At 72.5% G+C, this 18051-nt stretch carries 13 protein-coding genes; 11 read left to right on the top strand and 2 right to left on the bottom strand.

From position 1 onward, the window contains the following. Positions 1 to 31 precede the first annotated feature (31 nt). The 6 genes from WHN02_RS26995 to WHN02_RS26970 all read left to right on the top strand — a co-directional run bounded on the left by WHN02_RS26995 (position 32) and on the right by WHN02_RS26970 (position 7104). Positions 32 to 1324, top strand: coding sequence for a M16 family metallopeptidase (locus WHN02_RS26995; protein ID WP_434741421.1), 1293 nt, complete (start codon positions 32 to 34; stop codon positions 1322 to 1324). After that, entirely contained in the window at positions 1321 to 2661 is a 1341-nt protein-coding gene (locus WHN02_RS26990; RefSeq protein WP_434741420.1) for a M16 family metallopeptidase, read from the top strand. Before WHN02_RS26995 ends, WHN02_RS26990 begins: the two co-directional genes overlap by 4 nt. A gap of 84 nt (positions 2662 to 2745) precedes the next feature. Continuing rightward, positions 2746 to 3771, top strand: a complete 1026-nt coding sequence (locus tag WHN02_RS26985) for an aspartate-semialdehyde dehydrogenase (RefSeq protein WP_434741419.1) — start codon at positions 2746 to 2748, stop codon at positions 3769 to 3771. A 231-nt stretch (positions 3772 to 4002) separates the two neighbouring features. Beyond that, the gene (locus WHN02_RS26980; RefSeq protein ID WP_434741418.1) at positions 4003 to 4419 is read left to right on the top strand and encodes a CBS domain-containing protein; all 417 of its coding nucleotides are present in this window, start codon (positions 4003 to 4005) and stop codon (positions 4417 to 4419) included. A 259-nt stretch (positions 4420 to 4678) separates the two neighbouring features. Further along, positions 4679 to 5050, top strand: coding sequence for an SCP2 sterol-binding domain-containing protein (locus WHN02_RS26975; protein ID WP_350899778.1), 372 nt, complete (start codon positions 4679 to 4681; stop codon positions 5048 to 5050). Further along, positions 5050 to 7104 carry an amylo-alpha-1,6-glucosidase gene (locus tag WHN02_RS26970; RefSeq protein WP_434741417.1) on the top strand — a complete coding sequence of 685 codons (2055 nt, stop codon included), beginning with the start codon at positions 5050 to 5052 and terminating at the stop codon, positions 7102 to 7104. The genes WHN02_RS26975 and WHN02_RS26970 overlap by 1 nt, the downstream gene beginning before the upstream one ends. A gap of 32 nt (positions 7105 to 7136) precedes the next feature. Here the strand turns inward: WHN02_RS26970 and WHN02_RS26965 are convergent, their stop codons facing one another. Further along, positions 7137 to 10073, bottom strand: coding sequence for a helix-turn-helix transcriptional regulator (locus WHN02_RS26965; protein WP_434741416.1), 2937 nt, complete (start codon positions 10071 to 10073; stop codon positions 7137 to 7139). Between the two features lie 647 nt (positions 10074 to 10720). On the opposite strand from WHN02_RS26965, the gene lanKC reads away from it, so the two are divergent. From lanKC to WHN02_RS26940, 5 genes are read left to right on the top strand one after another with little or no spacing between them, the layout of a single operon-like run. Then, a complete protein-coding gene (lanKC, locus tag WHN02_RS26960; RefSeq protein WP_434744091.1) occupies positions 10721 to 13390 on the top strand; it encodes a class III lanthionine synthetase LanKC in 2670 nt (889 codons plus the stop codon). Next, a complete protein-coding gene (locus tag WHN02_RS26955) occupies positions 13380 to 13931 on the top strand; it encodes a flavoprotein (RefSeq protein ID WP_434741415.1) in 552 nt (183 codons plus the stop codon). The genes lanKC and WHN02_RS26955 overlap by 11 nt, the downstream gene beginning before the upstream one ends. Continuing rightward, positions 13928 to 15157: an MFS transporter gene (locus tag WHN02_RS26950; protein WP_434741414.1), complete on the top strand. Its 1230-nt coding sequence runs from the start codon at positions 13928 to 13930 to the stop codon at positions 15155 to 15157. The genes WHN02_RS26955 and WHN02_RS26950 overlap by 4 nt, the downstream gene beginning before the upstream one ends. A 28-nt stretch (positions 15158 to 15185) precedes the next feature. After that, positions 15186 to 16412, top strand: a complete 1227-nt coding sequence (locus WHN02_RS26945; protein WP_434741413.1) for a cupin domain-containing protein — start codon at positions 15186 to 15188, stop codon at positions 16410 to 16412. A gap of 22 nt (positions 16413 to 16434) precedes the next feature. Next, positions 16435 to 17190 carry a lysophospholipid acyltransferase family protein gene (locus WHN02_RS26940; protein WP_434741412.1) on the top strand — a complete coding sequence of 252 codons (756 nt, stop codon included), beginning with the start codon at positions 16435 to 16437 and terminating at the stop codon, positions 17188 to 17190. Positions 17191 to 17290: 100 nt separating this feature from the next. Here WHN02_RS26940 and WHN02_RS26935 read toward each other — a convergent pair whose 3' ends face one another. Further along, positions 17291 to 18046: a hypothetical protein gene (locus WHN02_RS26935; protein WP_434741411.1), complete on the bottom strand. Its 756-nt coding sequence runs from the start codon at positions 18044 to 18046 to the stop codon at positions 17291 to 17293. Positions 18047 to 18051 lie beyond the last annotated feature (5 nt).

Raw genomic sequence — 18051 nt, 5'->3', positions numbered from 1 at the left:
ATTCGCGCCCGTGATCCGATAGCGTCGGGACATGCCCGAAAGCGGTTACCCCTGGCCGATCGAGACGACCCGACTGGACAACGGCCTCCGTGTCGTCGTGAGCGAGGACCGCACCGCCCCGGCGGTGGCGGTAAACCTCTGGTACGACGTGGGATCGCGGCACGAACCGGATGGGCAGAGCGGCTTCGCCCACCTCTTCGAACACCTCATGTTCGAAGGGTCGGTGAACGTGGCCAAGACCGAGCACATGAAGCTCATCCAGGGTGCGGGCGGTTCGCTGAACGCCACCACCAACCCGGACCGGACCAACTACTTCGAAACCGTCCCGGCCGAGCACCTGGAGCTGGCGCTCTGGCTGGAGGCCGACCGGATGGGCGGGCTGGTGCCCGCGCTGACCCAGGACACGCTGGACAACCAACGTGACGTGGTGAAGAACGAACGCCGGCAGCGGTACGAGAACGTGCCGTACGGCGACGCCTGGCTGCGGCTGCTGCCGATGCTCTACCCGCCGGGGCACCCGTACCACCACTCGACCATCGGGTCGATGGCCGACCTGAACGCGGCCGACCTGGCCACCTTCCAGGCGTTCCACCGGACCTACTACGCCCCGAACAACGCCGTCCTGACGGTCGTCGGGGACACCACCGCCGCCGAGGTGTTCGGTCACGCCGAGAAGTACTTCGGTGCCCTGCCCGCCCGCGCCGACATCCCCTCCGCCCCCGACGGGCGGACCGTGGCCCCGACCGGGAAACCGGTCCACGAGACGGTCACCGCCGACGTTCCCGCCCCCCGGGTGTACGTGGCACACCGGACGTACGCCTTCGGCACCCCCGGGTACGACGTGACGACGGTGCTCGCGGCGATCCTGGGCAGCGGTCGGGGCAGCCGCCTCTACCAGCGCCTCGCCGACGGCGAGCGGATCGCCCAACCCGACCTCGTCGGCGCGTACGGGGTGGACCTGGCGCACGCCCCGGCACCCCTGATCGCCACCGCCACCGCCCGTCCCGGGGTGACCGCCGAGCGGCTGGCCGCCGGGCTCGCCGACGTGGTCGACGAGCTGGCCACGGTGCCGGTGACCGCCGCCGAGCTGGACCGGGCCAAGGCCCTGTTGAGCACCATGTGGTGGCGGCAGATGGCCACCGTGGACGGCCGGGCCGACACCCTCAGCCGGTACGCCGTCCAGTTCGGCGACCCGGCGAAGGCCGCCGACCGGCTTCCCGGCTGGCTCGCGGTGACCGCCGGACAGGTCGCCGAGGCCGCCGCCGAGGTGCTCACCCCCGCCGACCGGGCCACCCTGGTCTACCTTCCCGAGGAGACGTCATGACCCTCATCGCCACCCGTCCCGGCCCGGGGGCTGCCCGGGCCTACCGGTTCCCACAGGTGGTCCGGCGGAGCGCCGCCGGTGGCCAGGTGGTGGCGGCACACCTGCCCGGCCAGAACCTCGCCGTGGCCCTGCTGCTGCTCGACGCCGGGGCCGGTCGGGAACCGGTCGGCAAGGAGGGCGTGGGCGCGGTCCTTGCCAAGGCGTTGGAGGAGGGGACCGCGCAGCGGGACGCGACGGCGTACGCGCTGGCCGTCGAGGGGCTCGGCACCGAGTTGGTGACCGGGCTGGACTGGGACTCCTTCCAGGTCAGTGTGCAGGTGCCGGTGGACCGGCTGACCGCCGCCGTCGAACTGCTCGCCGAGGCGGTCCGTACGCCCCGACTCGACCCCGCCGACGTCCGGCGGGTCCGCGACGACGAGGCGACGGCGCTGCGGATGGACTGGGCGAACCCGGGTCCGCGCGCCGACGCGGTCCTGCGGGCGGACCTGTACGGCGCCGGGAACCGCTGGGGCCGCCCGATGTACGGCGACCCGGACTCGGTGGCCGCCCTCGACGTCGACGACGTCACCGTCTTCCACTCCGAGTGGTTCATCCGGCCGGGGACCCTGGTCGTCGCCGGTGACCTGGACCGGATCGACCTGGACGCGCTGGCCTCGGTGGCGTTCGCCGGCACCGCCGGTGGGGCGGTCGAGCGGGGTGCCCCGATCGAGGTGCAGGTTCGCCCCGGTCGCCGGATCATCCTCGTCGACCGTCCCGGTTCGGTGCAGTCCACGCTGCGCCTGGGCCACCCGGCCCCGTACCGGGCGCACCCCGACCACGTACCGATGACCCTGGCCGGCACGGTGCTCGGCGGGGCGTTCACCTCCCGGCTCAACCACCTGATCCGCGAGGTGCGCGGGTACACCTACGGCATCCGGGGCGACTTCGGGTCGTCCCGCCGGTTCGGTCGGTTCGCTGTCAGTTCCGGGGTGCAGACGGCGGTGACCGCGCCGGCCCTGGTCGAGGCGGTGGGGGAGATCACCCGTACCCAGGCGGGTGGTGTGACCGAGGACGAGCTGGCGGTGGCGCGCTCCTGGCGGGCCGGTCAGCTCTCGGTGGAGTTGCAGAGCCCCCGGGCGATCGCCTCGGCCCTGACCACCCTGGTCGTTCACGACCTGCCGGACGACTACCACGCCCGGCTGCGCGAGGAACTGCTCGCCGCCGACGTGGAGCAGGTCAGCGCCGCCGCCGCCACCCACCTGCACCCCGAGGCCCTCACCCTGGTGGTCGAGGGCGACGCGGCGGCGATCCGCGACGACCTGACCGCCGCCGGTCTGGGGGAGGTCCTGGCGGGGTGATGTTCGTCGCTCAGGGCGACGGTACGGGCCGGGCGGTGGGAAACGGTTCCCCGTCCGGCCGGTGGGCTGGGTAGCCTCGCGGGCATGAGGATCGGCATTGTGGGCGCCACCGGCCAGGTCGGTGGGGTCATGCGGCAGGTGTTGGCGGAGCGGTCTTTCCCGGCGGACGAGGTGAGGCTGTTCGCCTCCGCCCGGTCGGCGGGACGGACCCTGCCGTGGCGGGACGGCGAGGTCACCGTCGAGGACGCGGCCACCGCGGACTACCGGGGGCTGGACATCGTGCTCTTCTCCGCCGGGAAGGGCTCGGCCAAGGAACTGGCCCCCCGGGTCGCCGAGGCCGGCGCTGTGGTCATCGACAACTCCTCGGCCTTCCGGATGGACCCCGACGTGCCGTTGGTCGTCGCCGAGGTCAACCCGGAGGCCGCCGCCGTACGCCCCAAGGGCATCATCGCCAACCCGAACTGCACCACCATGGCGGCGATGCCGGTGCTGCGTCCGCTGCACGCCGAGGCGGGACTGGTCAGCCTGGTCGTCTCGACCTACCAGGCGGTGTCGGGGGCGGGGCTGGCCGGCGTTGCCGAGCTGGACGAGCAGGTCCGCAAGGTGGCCGAGGACGCCACCGGACTGGCCTTCGACGGGGGCGCCGTGGAGTTCCCCGCCCCCCGCAACTTCGCCCGGCCGATCGCGTTCAACGTGCTCCCCCTCGCCGGTTCGATCGTCGAGGACGGCTCCGCCGAGACCGACGAGGAGCAGAAGCTCCGCAACGAGAGCCGCAAGATCCTCGGGATCCCGGACCTGAAGGTCTCCGGCACCTGCGTCCGGGTGCCCGTCTTCACCGGCCACTCGTTGCAGATCAACGCCCGTTTCGCCAGGCCGCTGAGCCCGCAGCGCGCCGTCGAACTCCTCGACGGGGCACCCGGGGTGGCCCTGTCGGACGTCCCGCACCCGCTGGAGGCGGCCGGTCAGGACCCGACGTTCGTCGGTCGGATCCGGGCCGACGAAACCGTCGAACACGGCCTGGCCCTGTTCTGCTCCAACGACAACCTGCGCAAGGGCGCCGCCCTCAACGCCGTCCAACTAGCCGAACTGATCGCCACCCAACTCCACTGACCCCCACCCCCACCCCCACCCCACCCCCACCCCCTGCGCCCTCCCCCCGGCTCCCCGTCGCGTTGATCAAGGGATTTGCGTCACGGAGACGGGGGGAGGTTGACGCAAATCCCTTGATCAACGCTCAGGGGGAGGGTGGGGAGGGGTGGGGGAGGGCAGGGGTGGGGGTGGGTGTTAGTTCGGGGTGGGGGTGGGTAGGCGGGGGGTTGCCGACACCGAGAGGGGAGCACCATGACGACGGTCGGAGAGTTCATGACGACCCGGTTGGTGACCATGGACGGCACGGACACGCTCACGGCGGCGGCTCGGGTGATGCGCGACAACGCGATTGGTGACGTGGTGGTCACCGACGACGGCGACGTGGTCGGGATCGTGACCGACCGGGACATCACGGTCAGGGGGATCGCCGAGGAGATGGACCCCGACCGGACCCCGGTCAACCAGATCGTCTCCCGGGACGTGATCACCGTCAGCCCGGACGACGACGCGGTCTCGGCCACCGACCTGATGCGCACCTACGCGGTCCGCCGGCTGCCGGTCGTCGACGACGGTCGCCTGGTCGGGCTGGTGTCGATGGGTGACCTCGCTGTCGAGCGTGAGCCCCAGTCGGTGCTCGCCGACATCAGCGCCGACGACCCGAACAACTGACTTCCCTGTCGCAGTGACGCCGGTCCCCGGTTCGGGGGCCGGCGTTCGACGTCGAGGCGGCCGGTCCCACCCCACCGATGTGACACGCCGCCACCCTCGCGGTGTCCGAACCCTGCCCGAGCGGCGCTGAACCCCTGTCGTCGGCGGCCGGTCGCGGGGGTGTCCCGGACCTCACCCGAAGCGGGCGAGGTTGGCCGCGACGGCGGCGGGGACCCTGCTCGGACGTCCGAACACCGCGGACTGCGGGAGGGGTGCACCGATGGTGGACGCGACCACGAGGTTCTTCGAGGACCTGCAACGGCGGGGACACGAGCCCCTGCTGGAGAAGCTCTCCGGGGTCATCCGCTTCGACCTGCGCGAGCGGGCACAGACCCAGCACTGGATGCTGCGCATCGACCGGGGTCGGATGCAGGTCAGCCGGGAGGACGAGGGCGCGGACAGTGTTCTGTCGACGAGCCCACAGCTGTTCGAGGAGATGGCCACCGGACGGGAGGACGGGATCGCGGCCCTGCTGCGCGGCGACGTCACTGTCACCGGTGACGCCCGGCTGGTGCTGCAGATCGAGCGGCTCTTCCCCGGCCCGCCGGACTCCACGGGACCACGTCGGCTCTTCGGTAGGGAGGCGTACTGATGGGGCAGAGTGACACGATCCGGATCCTGGACGGCAACACCTTCGTGGTTTCGGAGGACACCGGCGACATCGAGGCGACACCGAGCGAGCCGACCGGGATGTTCTCCCTGGACACCCGATTCCTGTCCCGGTGGGTGCTCACGGTCAACGGGGAGCGCCTCAACGCGCTGTCCTACGACGACCTCCAGTATTACGAGGCGCGCTTCTTCCTGGTGCCGGGCCTGGCCACGCACTACATCGACGCGAAGCTCTCGATCATCCGGGAGCGGGCGGTGGGCGGCAGCTTCCGGGAGACACTGACCTTCCTCAACCACGACGAGCGCCCCGTCGACCTGGACATCCGGATGGAGGCGGGGTCCGACTTCGCCGACCTGTTCCAGATCAAGGACGAGATCCTCAACAAGAAGGGCGAGCTCTACACCGAGGTCGAGTCCGACCGGCTGCGGCTGGGATACCGGCGGGGCAACTTCCGTCGGGAGACCGTCATCTCCACCTCCGGCGGCGCCCGCTTCGACCAGCGGGGATTCTCGTACACGGTGCATCTGGAACCGAACGAGGAGTGGCGTACCGACATCGACGTGCAGACGTTCGCCCTCGGGCCGGGCGGCCGGGACCTGCGCGTGGGGGTCCAGTCGCACGGCCCGGAACGGCTGGCGTTGCAACAGGACCTGGAGGAGTGGGTCGCCGGTGCGCCGACGGTGAACGCGGAGTGCGAACACCTCGGTCGGACGTACCAGCGGAGTCTGGTGGACCTCGCGGCGCTGCGTTTCGCCCCGCTGACCATGCCCGGACAGACCGTCCCGGCCGCTGGTTTGCCCTGGTTCATGACCCTGTTCGGGCGGGACAGTCTGCTCACCTGTCTTCAGGTGCTCCCGTTCGCCCCGGGCCTGTCGAAGACCACCCTGCGGATCCTGGCCGCCGTGCAGGGCACCCGGTTCGACGACTTCCGGGAGGAGGATCCGGGTCGGATCCTGCACGAGATCCGGTACGGCGAGACCGCCGCGTTCGAGGAACAGCCGCACTCGCCCTACTACGGCTCGGTGGACGCCACCCCGCTGTTCGTGATCCTGCTCGACGAGTACGAGCGATGGAGTGGGGACACCGCGCTGGTCAAGGAGCTGGAGCGGGAGGCCCGGGCGGCACTGACGTGGATAGACGAACACGCCGACCTCGTCGGTAACGGCTACATCTGGTACGAGCGGCGGAACACCGACACCGGCCTGGAGAACCAGTGCTGGAAGGACTCCTGGGACTCCATCTCGTACTCCGACGGGCAGTTGCCGGGTTTTCCCCGGGCCACCTGCGAGGTGCAGGGGTACGCGTACGACGCGAAGATCCGCGCGGCGCGCCTGGCCCGCGAGTTCTGGAACGACCCGGCGTACGCCGACCGGCTGGAACGGGAGGCCGCAGACCTCAAGGAACGGTTCAACCGGGACTTCTGGGTCGCCGACGGCGAGTTCTACGCCCTGGCGCTGGATGCCGACGGGCGGCAGGCCGACGTGCTCAGCTCGAACATCGGGCACCTGCTGTGGAGCGGGATCGTGGACGACTCCCGGGCGGCGAGGATCGCCGAGCACCTGGTCAGTGACCGGCTCTTCTCCGGGTGGGGGGTCCGCACCCTGGCCGAGGGGGAGGTGCGGTACAACCCCATCGGCTACCACAACGGCACGATCTGGCCGTTCGACAACTCGTTCGTCGCCTGGGGGCTGCGGCGGTACGGCTTCGCCGAGGAGGCCGCCACCGTCGCCGACGGCATCCTCGCCGCCGCCAGCTACTTCGACGGGCGGCTGCCCGAGGCGTTCGGCGGCTACCCCCGGGACCTGACCAAGTTCCCGGTGGAGTATCCGACGGCGTGTAGCCCGCAGGCCTGGTCCACCGGGGCGCCGATGCTGCTGCTGCGGACCATGCTCGGGATCGAGCCGCACGAGGGGCACCTGGCGGTCGAGCCGCAGCTGCCGGTGGGTATGGGCCGCATCGAGGTGCTGGACATCCCGGGCCGGTGGGGTCGGGTGGACGCCTTCGCCCGGGGGCGCATCGAGCTGCCACCGCACTAGGCGGTCCCGCCACCGCCGGCCCGGTGCCACTGTCATCCCTCGGTGGCCAGGCCGGCGGTGGCGGCGAAGGCTGCCAACTCCCGCCTGGTGGACTTGCCCACCTTCACCAGCAGGTTCGTCACGTGCTTCTCCACCGTCCGGTCGGAGATGAACAACCGCCGACCGATCTCGGCGTTGCGCAGCCGACCGGTCAGCAGCACCAGCACCTCGAACTCCCGCGCTGTCACCCCGGCCAGCCTCAGCGGCCGGGGAATCCGTTCGCAGCCCCGCCGCTGCTGGTTGACGGGGTGTCCGGCGCGACGGAGCAGGGCCCGGCAGGCAGCGGCTGGTGCGGGTGCCTGCCGGCCGCGGAAGAACTCCTCGGCGGTGCGGACCCAGTCCGCTGCCGGACCCCACCCGTCGGCCAGCGCCGCCTCACCCGCCAACCGCAGGATCAGGTGCCGGGCCAGGGGAAACGGTGCCGCCGTCTGGTCCGCCTGCTGTAGGGCGGCGATCGCCTCGTCGACCCGCCCCGCCCGACCGGCCACCACCGCCCCGGCGGCCAGCCCGAACTGACGGTTCCAGCGCAGGTCGGCCCGGGACGCGGCGGCCGGGTCCCGGTACCCGGTGTCCGTCCGCCCGTCCACCGCAGCGAGCAGGAGAGCCAGCCCGTGGGTCCCGGAGAGGTCGTACGCGTCCGGGTGCGCCGCCTCGGCCGCCCGCGCCGAGGCCAGGAGTTCCACCGCGTGCGGTCGGTCCTCCTCCAGGAGGGCACAGCACACCTCGGCCAGCCCGAGGGCGGTGGCGACCTGCCGGGGCGGGGTACCGCCGTCGTGGAACAGGGTCAGGTGTTCGGCCATCTGTCGGTGGTGACCCTGGTGGGCGGCGCAGATCGCGGCCACCAGGGCGGCCTGCCGGACCACCCCGGGCAGGCCCCGGTGCTCGGCGTCCCTGCGGAGTTGATCGACCAGGGTGGCGGCCCGCTCGTACTCCCCGTTCAGCACGGCGACCAGGGCAGTCGTCGCGTCGAGGTCAGCGGTGATCGGGTACTGACCGAGACGGGCGGCCTGGGCGCGTACCGTCGGCAGCCGGTCGGCGCAGCCCCGCCGCCAGGCGTCCTCGGTGGCGAGCAGGGCCGACGACCGCAGGCGCCACCCCGGCAGGTCGTGCCGTTCTGCCTCGGCGTGCAACTCCTGCAGGTGCGACCGGGTCTGTTCCACGTCGGACCGGGCGGAGAGGGCCGCGCGTACCTCCAGTGCCGCGCAGGTCTGTTCCGGGTGGCCGGTACGCCCAGCCCGGTCGGCGAGTTCGGCGACCCGTCCCGGGGGCTCGTCGGGCAGGTGCAGCAGCAGGTTCGCCTCGACCAGGTCCAGGGCCGCCCGGGTGGCCGCCGGATCGGGGGCCGGATGACCGCTGTCGGCCCCGCCCCGGTCGGTGGCCGTCTGCAGGTCACGCCGGGCCCGGCGGATCCGGGACAGGCCGTCGTGGTGCTGTCCGGCGAGTCCGTCGACGCGCGCCAGGTGCATCCGGAGCCGGGCGAGCCGGGTGGGTGGCACCGCCTCGGCAAGGTCGTCGAGGGCGTCGGCGAGCGCCGTGGCCCGCTGCGGCTCCCCGGCGTCGACCAGGGCGCCCAGCAGGGGATCCAGCACCTCGGCCCGGTCGACGGCGGGCTGGTCCGATGTGGACTCCCAAGCCCTGGTGAGCTGGTCGACGCCGAGATCCGCCAACCCCCGGGCCACGGCCACCCGGCCCGCCTCGGCATGCAGGTCGGCGGCGGTGGCCAGGTCACCGGCGGCGTGCCGTAGCGTCGCGGGGTGGGGCAGCCAGGGCGTGGCCGGATCGGGCAGGGCGTCCTGCACCCCGTCGGCCAGTCGTCCCGCCAGGTCCTGGCGTTCCGCGACGGTCAGACCGGCCAGCAGTGCGTCCGGGGCCAACGCCTCGCGGAAACGGTACCGGCCCGGGGTGGTGTCGTCGGCCCGGACGAACCGGTGATCGACGGCCTGGTCGAGCAGGTCGTGCAGGGCGTTCTCGGTCACCCCCAGGGTGGCCCGGAGGACGTCTGCGGGGAAGACGGCGCCGATCAGGGCGGCGGCCCGCAGCGTCCGGTGCACGTCGGTGGGAAGGTGACGCAGGCGTTGCTCGATGCTGCACACCACGGTGGGGGGCAGGAGCCGCCCCGGTTCGGCGTCGACTCTCCATCCGTCACCGTGGCGGACCAGGACACCGTCGCAGACCATCGCGGTGAGCAGTTCCTCGACGACGAACGGGTTGCCGTCACCGTGTGCGCAGAGCCGGTCGAGGACGGCCGGGGGAACCCGGTCCGGGTCGACACCGAGCCGCCGGGCGGCCAGCAGGGTGACCGACTCCGGGTCGAGGGGGTCCAGACGTACCAGTCGGGCGGTACGTCGCAGCCGGGCGGTGTCGGCGAGGTCGATGGCGGCCCCGGCGTCGGCCCGGGCGGTGCCGACCAGGGCGGTCGGCTGGTCGGTGAGGTTGTCCAGCAGGTACTCGGTGACCGTCAACGTCTCGTCGTCGGCGTGGTGCAGGTCCTCGACGACCAGCAGGCAGCCGTGGTGTCGGCCGACCACCCGCAGCAGGCGCAGCACCGCCTCGGCGAGGACGAGTGGGGAGTGGACCGGCCCGACCTCGGCGTACCGGGTCCATTCGGGCACCAGTTGGCCCAGCACCGGCCGCAGCGGCTCCAACTCCGGGTCGGCGGGCATCCCCCGGGAACGGGAGAGAGCCGACAGCGCCTCGGCGTACGGGCGGCAGTGGGTCAGTCGGGCGTTGGGGGAACTCCGTCCGGTGAGGACGGTGAGTCCGCCGGCTCGGGCTCGTCGTCCCAGCTCGGTCACCAGCCGTGACTTGCCGGTCCCGGCGTCACCGATCAGGAAGGCGGACCGGCCGACCGGACGGTCGGGCCGAGGCAGACATCCGGTCAGGTGGTGCATCTCGTCGGTACGGCCCACCAGGGCCTGCGGATTCGTCATCGTCGGCGGCTCCACGAGACTCGTGTGCCGGGCGCCTCGCGCCCGTTCGGCTACGTCGATACGACTGTCCTCGACTGATTCCTACCAGTCGGTAGCAACGCCGTCCAGTCTTCGCCGTCACTATCCGTAGCGGCGTCTCGTCGGGTGTGGGCTTCCGGCGGTGGGGCGTCCGCGCTGGTCGCGATCGCCCGTCGGCTTCCGGGGAGCGGCTCCGGCGTCCCCCGAGAGTTCAGAACACGAAAAAGCCTCCCGTAGAAGATGCGTGATCGACGGGTGTCGACGGGGAGGCCCGTACCGGTCGTCGGGCGGGCGCGCTCCCACCCCGCAGGTTCGGTCGGCGAACCCCCCACTTTCCCGCAGTGCCATTGATGGTCGTGGGAATCCGGGATTGGCTGTGGACATCCGATCGGACGGAATTCCCGTACACCGACCAAGGAGATCGCCATGATGCACGAGGTTCTGGAGCTGCAGGTCGTGGAGACCGAGGACACGGAGTTCATGCCCGAGCAGCCGATCACCGACGGCAGCGGGGTCAGCTTCACCTGCTGACGCGGTCTTGCCCGGGATCCGGTCCACGCCGGATCCCGGGCACCGCCCGTCACCGAGGAAGTCTCCACCCCGCTGCGTTGGAGGTTGCGTTGCGACTCATGGACTCCCTGCGGTCGTACACGGTGAGCGACCCGCTGCACTTCGAACGTCTCGAACACCGACTGCCCGCCGACGACCTGCTGGCCCTCGTCGAGCGCCGGCTGGGTGCCGTCGCGCCGGTCGACACCGCCGGGATCTGGGCACGCTGTCTGCCCCGGCCGATGGCCGACCTTCCCGGGTACGGGTGGAAGCTGCACGTCTCCAGCCGCCCCGCCGACGTCACCGCCGTCCTCGCCGCCGTCCTCGACGAGTACGAGGTCGAACCCTTCAACTTCAAGTGCGTACGGGACTCCGTCCTCGCCCTGTCCCAGGTCGCCCGGTGGTGGCCCCGGGGCGGCGCCGGCAAGGCGGTGACCGTCTACCCGGAGTCGACAGGTCACGCGTTGCGTCTCGCCGACCGGCTCAGTCGCCGCCTCGCCGCCTTCGACGGCCCGTACATCCTCAGCGACCGCCGCTACCGGGACAGCCGGGTGGTGCACTACCGCTACGGCACCTTCCGCAACGGCGGGGGCATCGACACCGACGGCCACACCGTCTCCGAGGTCACCGGCCCGGACGGCACCGTCTGGTGCGACGACCGGACCCCGAAGTTCGATCCGCCACAGTGGGCCGGGCCGGACCCCTTCGGACCGGCCGTCCCGGACGACTCCTCCGGGACCGGATCGGACCTCCTACGGCGGTACCGGATCACCGGCGTCCTGCGGCACACCACCGCCGGCGGCGTGTACGCGGCGACCGGCCCGGACGGGCGCGACGTGGTCATCAAGGAAGCACGTCCGCACACCGCCGTCGCGCCGGACGGCTCCGACGCCGTCGAGCGGCTGCACCGCGAGCACCGCTTCCTGGAGAAACTGGTCGGTACCGGGATCGCCCCCCGACCCCTGGAACTGGCCACTGTCTGGGAACACACCTTCCTCGTCCAGGAACGGATGCCCGGTGTCACCCTCCAGGTCTGGTTGGGACGCAACCAACCACTGGCCCAGGGGCACTTCGACGCCGGAACCCACGCCACCTACCGGGCCCGGGTCGCCTCGTTGCTCACCCAACTGCGGACGGCCCTGGCGACCTGCCTCGACCACGGGGTGGTCTACAACGACGTGTCGCTGGGCAACATGATCGTCGACGACGAGGACGCCCTGCGTCTGATCGACTTCGAGTCCGGGCGCGAGGTGGGCGGTGACCCGCACCGCCACCAGCGCACCGCCGGCTTCGCCCCGGCCCCCGGCTCACCCGCCTGGTCCGACGACGACCAGTGGCTGCGGTTCGGGGTGGCCGCCGTGGAGGCCGCCTGCCTGGCACCGCGCAACTCGCTGTTCGCCCTGGACCCGGTCGCCGCCGGTCGAAGCATCGCGCACGCCGGTCGACTCGTGGGCTGGGACACCGACGGGCTGCTGCGGATCCTGGACACCGGAGTGCCCGGCATCCGGGCCGCCACCGAGCCGGCTCCGGCCCCACAGTCGGCCCGGGTCGGTCGACGCGAACCCCTCCGCGACGACCCCGCCACCGCGCCCCTGGACGCGACCGACCCCGGCGGCATCGCCGTCGACATCGCCCGGCACATCCGGGCCTCGGCCACCCCGGAGCGTGCCGACCGGCTCTTCCCCGCTGACCCCGAGCTGTTCCGGACCAACCCGCTCTCCGTCGCCTGGGGCGCCGCCGGGATCCTACGTGCGCTGCGGCACCTCGACGGTGAGGTCGACCCCGAGCACGTCACCTGGGTGTACCGCCGGCTCGACGTGGGCCGCCCCCTCCCGCCCGGCCTCTACGTCGGCAGCGCCGGCATCGCCGTCGCCCTGCTGGAGACCGGCTGCCCGGACCGCGCCGCCGACCTGCTGGAATCCGCCACCATCCGGGCCGAACGGGATCCCGACCTGCCCGCCGACGTGGCCACCGGACGGGCCGGCATCGGACTGGCACTGCTCGCCGCCGCCGACCTCACCGGCGACCCGGCGTACCTCGACCGGGCCGCCGCCGTCGCCCGCCGACTCCGCCACGACGCCGAGGACGACGGCACCGGACTGTGGTGGGCACCGAAGCCCGGTACCACCCGCTCGATCGGCTACCTGTACGGCTCCTCCGGCGTCGCCGGGTTCCTCACCGCCCTCGCCGTGGCCACCGACGACCGCCAGCACCTGCGCACCGCCCGCCGCGCCCTCGACCACGACCTGGACCGGGGACAGGTACGCGCCTGCGGAGGACTGGGCTACAACGCCCACGTCGGGGCGGTCGCCTACGAGCCCTACTACTCCCGGGGCGGATCCGGGGTGGCGATGGCGGCCGCCGCACTGCTCGCCGCGACCGGCGACGATCGGCTACGGGAACTGCTGCCGTCGATGGTCAGGGGGCTGGTCACCCCGATCACCGTCCAGCCGGGACTGTTCACCGGTACCACGAGCATCGGCGAGATGCTGCTCGACGTCCGGGCGGTACTACCCGGCACCCCGTACGTCGACGACGGGCTGCGGGATCTGGTGGCGGCGCTCTGCACGCTGGGGCGGCGGACCGGCCAGGGGATCGCGGTACCCGGCAGCGGGTTGGCCCGGTACAGCTGTGACGTGGCCACCGGGTCGGCCGGGGTGGCCCTGTTCCTCCGCCGGCTCGCCGACGGGACCCGCACCGCCGACCTGCGCCACGGTCGGCCGCTGCCGGGGGGCACCGATGGCCGTTGAGCGTACCCACCTGGGGGTGATCTGCACCGGGGCCAGCGGGGCACTCGGCCTCCCGACCCACCTGGCCCAGTGGCGACGGGTGGTGGACGCCCCGGTCCGGCTGCTGCTCACCAGGTCGGCCCTGGGGTTCGTGAACCCCGACGCACTGCGGTGGCTCGCCGACGAGGTGATCGAGCCCGGTGACCGGCGGTTCAACCCGGTCGGGTTCGGGAAGACCGCCCGGCTCCTGGTGATCTGCCCGGCCACCACGAACTTCGTGGTCTCGGCCGCTCTCGGGCTGGCCGCCACCCCGGCGCTGACCGCCCTCCTGGCCCACGGGGAGTCGACGCTGTTCTTCCCGCACACCGATCCGGTGATGTGGTCGGCGGAAACCACCCGGGACGCCGTGGACCGGCTGCGGGACCTGGGTCACACGGTGGTCTCCCCCGAGCGTGAGGAGGCGTACCGGATGTTCGACCGGACCTTCGCCGAGAGCCGGCCGATGCCGCAACCGGCCCGGACCGCCGAGATCGTCGGTAAACGCTGGGCCGACCTGCCGTGACCGGGCGCCTGTCCCTGCTCCGCGACCGGCCGGACTTCGCCCGGTACTGGTGGGGGCAGGCGCTGTCCCACTTCGGCAGCCGGACCGGGGACGTGACCCTGCCGTTGACGGTGCTCACCCTCAGCGGGTCACTCTGGGCGGCCGGGCTGGTCACCACCGTCCGGCTGGTCGTGCTCAACCTGGCCCGGCTCCCCGCCGGGGTGCTCGCCGACAGGTGGGACCGCCGTACGGTGATGGTCGGGGCCGACCTGGCCAAGGCCGTGATCTGGACCGTCCCGGCGGTCCTGCTCCTGCTCGGTCAGGCTCAACTGTGGATGCTGGTGGCGGTCGGCGTGCTCGACGGGCTGGCCAGCGCGATCTACAACCCGGCGGCGGGGGCGGCCCTGCGTCGGTTGGTCGACGACGACGAGCTGACCCCGGCGGTGGCGCTCAACGAGGCCCGCAGTCACGCGGCCGGCATGGCCGGGCCGATCGTCGGCGGGGCGCTCTGGGCAGTCGCCCCCTGGCTGCCGTTCCTGCTGGACGGGGTGACCTTCCTGGTCTGCGCCGGTCTCACCCTGCGCATCGGCACCCCGCTCGGCGGCGGTCCGGCGGCGGTCGCCGACGGAATGGTGGCGGGTATCCGCAGTGGACTGCGGTTCGTCCTGGGGAACCGGTTCCTGCGGACCATGACCGTCTGGGCCGCGCTGTTGAACTTCGCCACCGCCGGGGCGTTCTTCGGCATCGTTCCACTGTTGGAGTCCGCCGGTACCTCGGGCACCTTCATCGGGGTGGCCACGGCCGCGATCTCCGCCGGGGCGCTGGTGGGCGCGCTGGCCGCGCCCCGACTCGCCGGGGACCGGCCGTACCCGGTGCTGCTCGCGGCCGGGGTCGCCGCCGCGCTGCTCACCGCCGCCGTCGCGGTACGCCCCGTCGTCACCGTCACCGTCGGCTGCCTGGCCCTGCTCTCGGCGCTCGGCCCGGTACTGGTGGTGCTGCTCACCGCCCGGATGTACCGGCTCGTCCCGGACGAGGTGATGGGCCGTACGCAGGCCGCCATGCTGCTCGTCGGGTCGCTGCTCTACCCGTTCGGTTCGGTGGTGGTGGGGGCGGTGTGGCAGGCCGCCGGCCCTGCCACCGCGTACGCCCTGATCACCTGCTGCCTGTTCGGGTGCGCGGCGTTGTCGCTGTCGCGGCCGATCCGCGCCGAACTCGCCCGGCCCCCCGTCCAGCCGGTACCCGCGTGAGCGGGGTCGCCCGCCGAAGGAGGAATCGATGCCGTCAGTGCTCGCCCAGCTCGTCGCCGACCCGGACAAGTTCCTGGCCCGACCGCCGACCGAGGCCACCGTCTGGCACCAGCCGGCTGAACCGTTGACCGCGGTGCTCTCCCTGGAGTCGGTGGACACCCTGGTCGCGGAGGGTTCGCTGCGGGCCGCCATGCTCAGTGTGGTGCTCGGCGGTCAGCGGCAACCGGCGACCGCATACACCTGGGGACAGCGACCCACCCAGCCCGGCTTCGCCGACGTGGTCCGTCCGGCGGAGCTCACCGTCCTGCTCGACCGGGGCGCCACCCTGGTGTTGGAGTCGCTGCACCGGACCTGGCCGCCGGTGGGTCACCTGTGCCGGCAGCTCAGCCGGGAGATCGGGATGCCGGTGCAGGCCAACGCCTACCTGACCCCGGCCGGGGCGCAGGGCTTCGCCCACCACCACGACACCCACTCGGTGCTCATCGTGCAGACCGTCGGGAGCAAGACCTGGCAGGTCAGCCCGCCCATCGTCACCGACCCCCTGGAACACCAGCCGTTCCGGGCCTCCATGGTCACCGACGAGCACCGGCGTCGGTTCGCCGAACCGGTGCTGGAGGTCGTGCTGCGTCGGGGGGACGTGCTCTGGGTGCCCCGGGGCTGGATCCACAACGGGTTCGCCACCGACGAGGCGTCCCTGCACCTGAGCCTGTCCCTGCCACCGATCACCCCGTACTGGGTGGCCACCGAGCTGGTCCGGGGCCTCGACGTCGACGAACGGTTCCGCCGGGACCTGCCGTGGGGTTTCGGGCAGGACCCGCAGCTGCGCCGGGAGGTGGTCGCCGAGGTGGTCGACTTGCTGGCGGAGGCGCTCGCCGACCTCGACCGGACCGAGGCGGCCGACCGGCTGGCCCAGCGCTGGCGACGGTACTTCCTGGAACCGCAGCGCCGACCGGTGGAGACCGTGCTCGGTGCGCCGGTGGGGCCGGACACTGCGGTACGGTCGGTGCCCGAGGCAGTCTGCGGCACCGACCGGCTGCCCGACGGGCGGCTGCGGCTGCACCTGGCCGACACGGCGGTGGTGCTGGATCCGCCGACGGTCGATCCGGTCACCGTCCGGCTGGTCGACGCCGACAGGACCTGGACGGCACGGGATCTCGACCTCCCCGAGACGGTGGCGGTGGAGCTGGTCCGAGGGCTGCTCCGGGCCGGGGTGGTACGCCGGGAACCACACGCGCCGGCGTCGATCCGGGCATGACCGGGCAGGGTAGGGTCGCGGCATGCCGGAACTCGTGTACCCGCCCGTGATCGCCGCTGCCAGGACGATGTTCCGGGTGCTCGACCTGCGCCTGACCGTGGAGGGTTCGCACCACGTTCCGCGTACCGGCGGGGCGGTGATGGCCAGCAACCACATCGGCTACCTCGACTTCATCTTCTGCGGTCTCGGTGCCCTGGAGTCCCGGCGGCTGGTCCGGTTCATGGCCAAGCAGGAGGTCTTCAACCACCGGATCTCCGGCCCGCTGATGCGCGCGATGAAGCACATCTCGGTGGACAGGCAGGCCGGTTCCGCCTCGTTCCGGGCGGCGGTCGAGGCGCTGCGCGCCGGTGAGGTGGTGGGGGTCTTCCCGGAGGGCACCGTGAGCCGCTCGTTGACGGTGAAGGAACTCAAGAGCGGCACCGTCCGGATGGCCCGGATGGCCGGGGTCCCGGTGCTGCCGACCGCCCTCTGGGGTACGCAGCGACTCTGGACCAAGGGACGTCCGCGTACCCTGACCCGCCGGCACCTGCCGGTGACGATCCTGGTCGGGGAACCGATGGACCCGGCCGACTACCCGAACAGCCCGGCGATGGCCACCGCGTTGACCGAGCGGTTGCACGCCCTGGTGGAGCGGGCCCAGCGGGAGTACCCGGAGAAGCCCTCGGAGCCGGACGAGACCTGGTGGCAGCCGGCCCACCTGGGTGGGACCGCCCCCACCCCCGAGGAGGCCGCCGTCATCGACGCCGCAACCGGCACCGATCGCAGCCCCACCACCTGACCTCGGCACCGATCGCGGGTCACGCCCGGGCGCGGGCACCGATCGCAGTCCCACCGCGTGACGCCGGGGCCGGCACCGGCACCGGGACCGGCGGTTCGGGTCAGCAGGCCGAGCCGGGGCGGCCGGGCTGCGGCAGCTCGACGGTCTGGGCCGTGCCGACCACGGCGACCGGCCGCACCGGCTCCGGACGGGCGCCCGGGTGGTAGTAGTCGTCGCGGGACAGGAACTCCACAGGCAGGGCACCGGCCAGCCGGACCCGTCGACCGGGCCCGAACGTCTGCGGGACCAGCCCACGGAGCAGTTCGTCGCGCTCCGGCGGGGCGAGTTCCACAAGCTCGGGGCGGTTGAGCCGGAAGGTGGCCACGGCCCGCTGGACCTGCCGGGCGAGCTCCGACACCTCCCGCGTCGGGCCGCGCAGGGCGAGCGCAGGCTGCCGGATCGTCCGCAGCGCGTCGCAGACCACGAAGAGTTCGTCCTCCCACCCGGGGGCGACGTCGGCCAACTCCAGACGTGAGGGCCACTGCCAGCGGATCTGCCCGGTGACCAGTCGGGGTCGACCGATCGGGCGTCGGTGCCGACCGTCGGGCTGGACCACCGTCAGGGTCACTCCCGCGCAGACGTGCACCAGTCGACGGTCGGTCACCGTCACCGTCGCGATGCTCGGCAGCGACCACTGACGCCGCCCCTCGGACGGGCCGAGCAGGTGGCCCGCCAGCCACAACCGGTACCGCCCGAGGATCCGTTCGCCGAAGTCCGGCACCAACTCGTACCGTCGATCCAGGACCGGACCCTCGACCTCGCCGTACGCATCGAACCGATGCGGACCGACGAAGAACGGGTATGCGTCCTCACCCATCGTGC

Origin of the sequence: Micromonospora sp. SH-82, from assembly GCF_051132485.1 — a bacterium.
In the GTDB taxonomy this organism is placed as follows: Bacteria; Actinomycetota; Actinomycetes; order Mycobacteriales; family Micromonosporaceae; genus Micromonospora.
The sequence above is the reverse complement of the archived record's forward strand: the minus strand, read 5'-3'. Positions and strand labels throughout refer to the sequence as shown.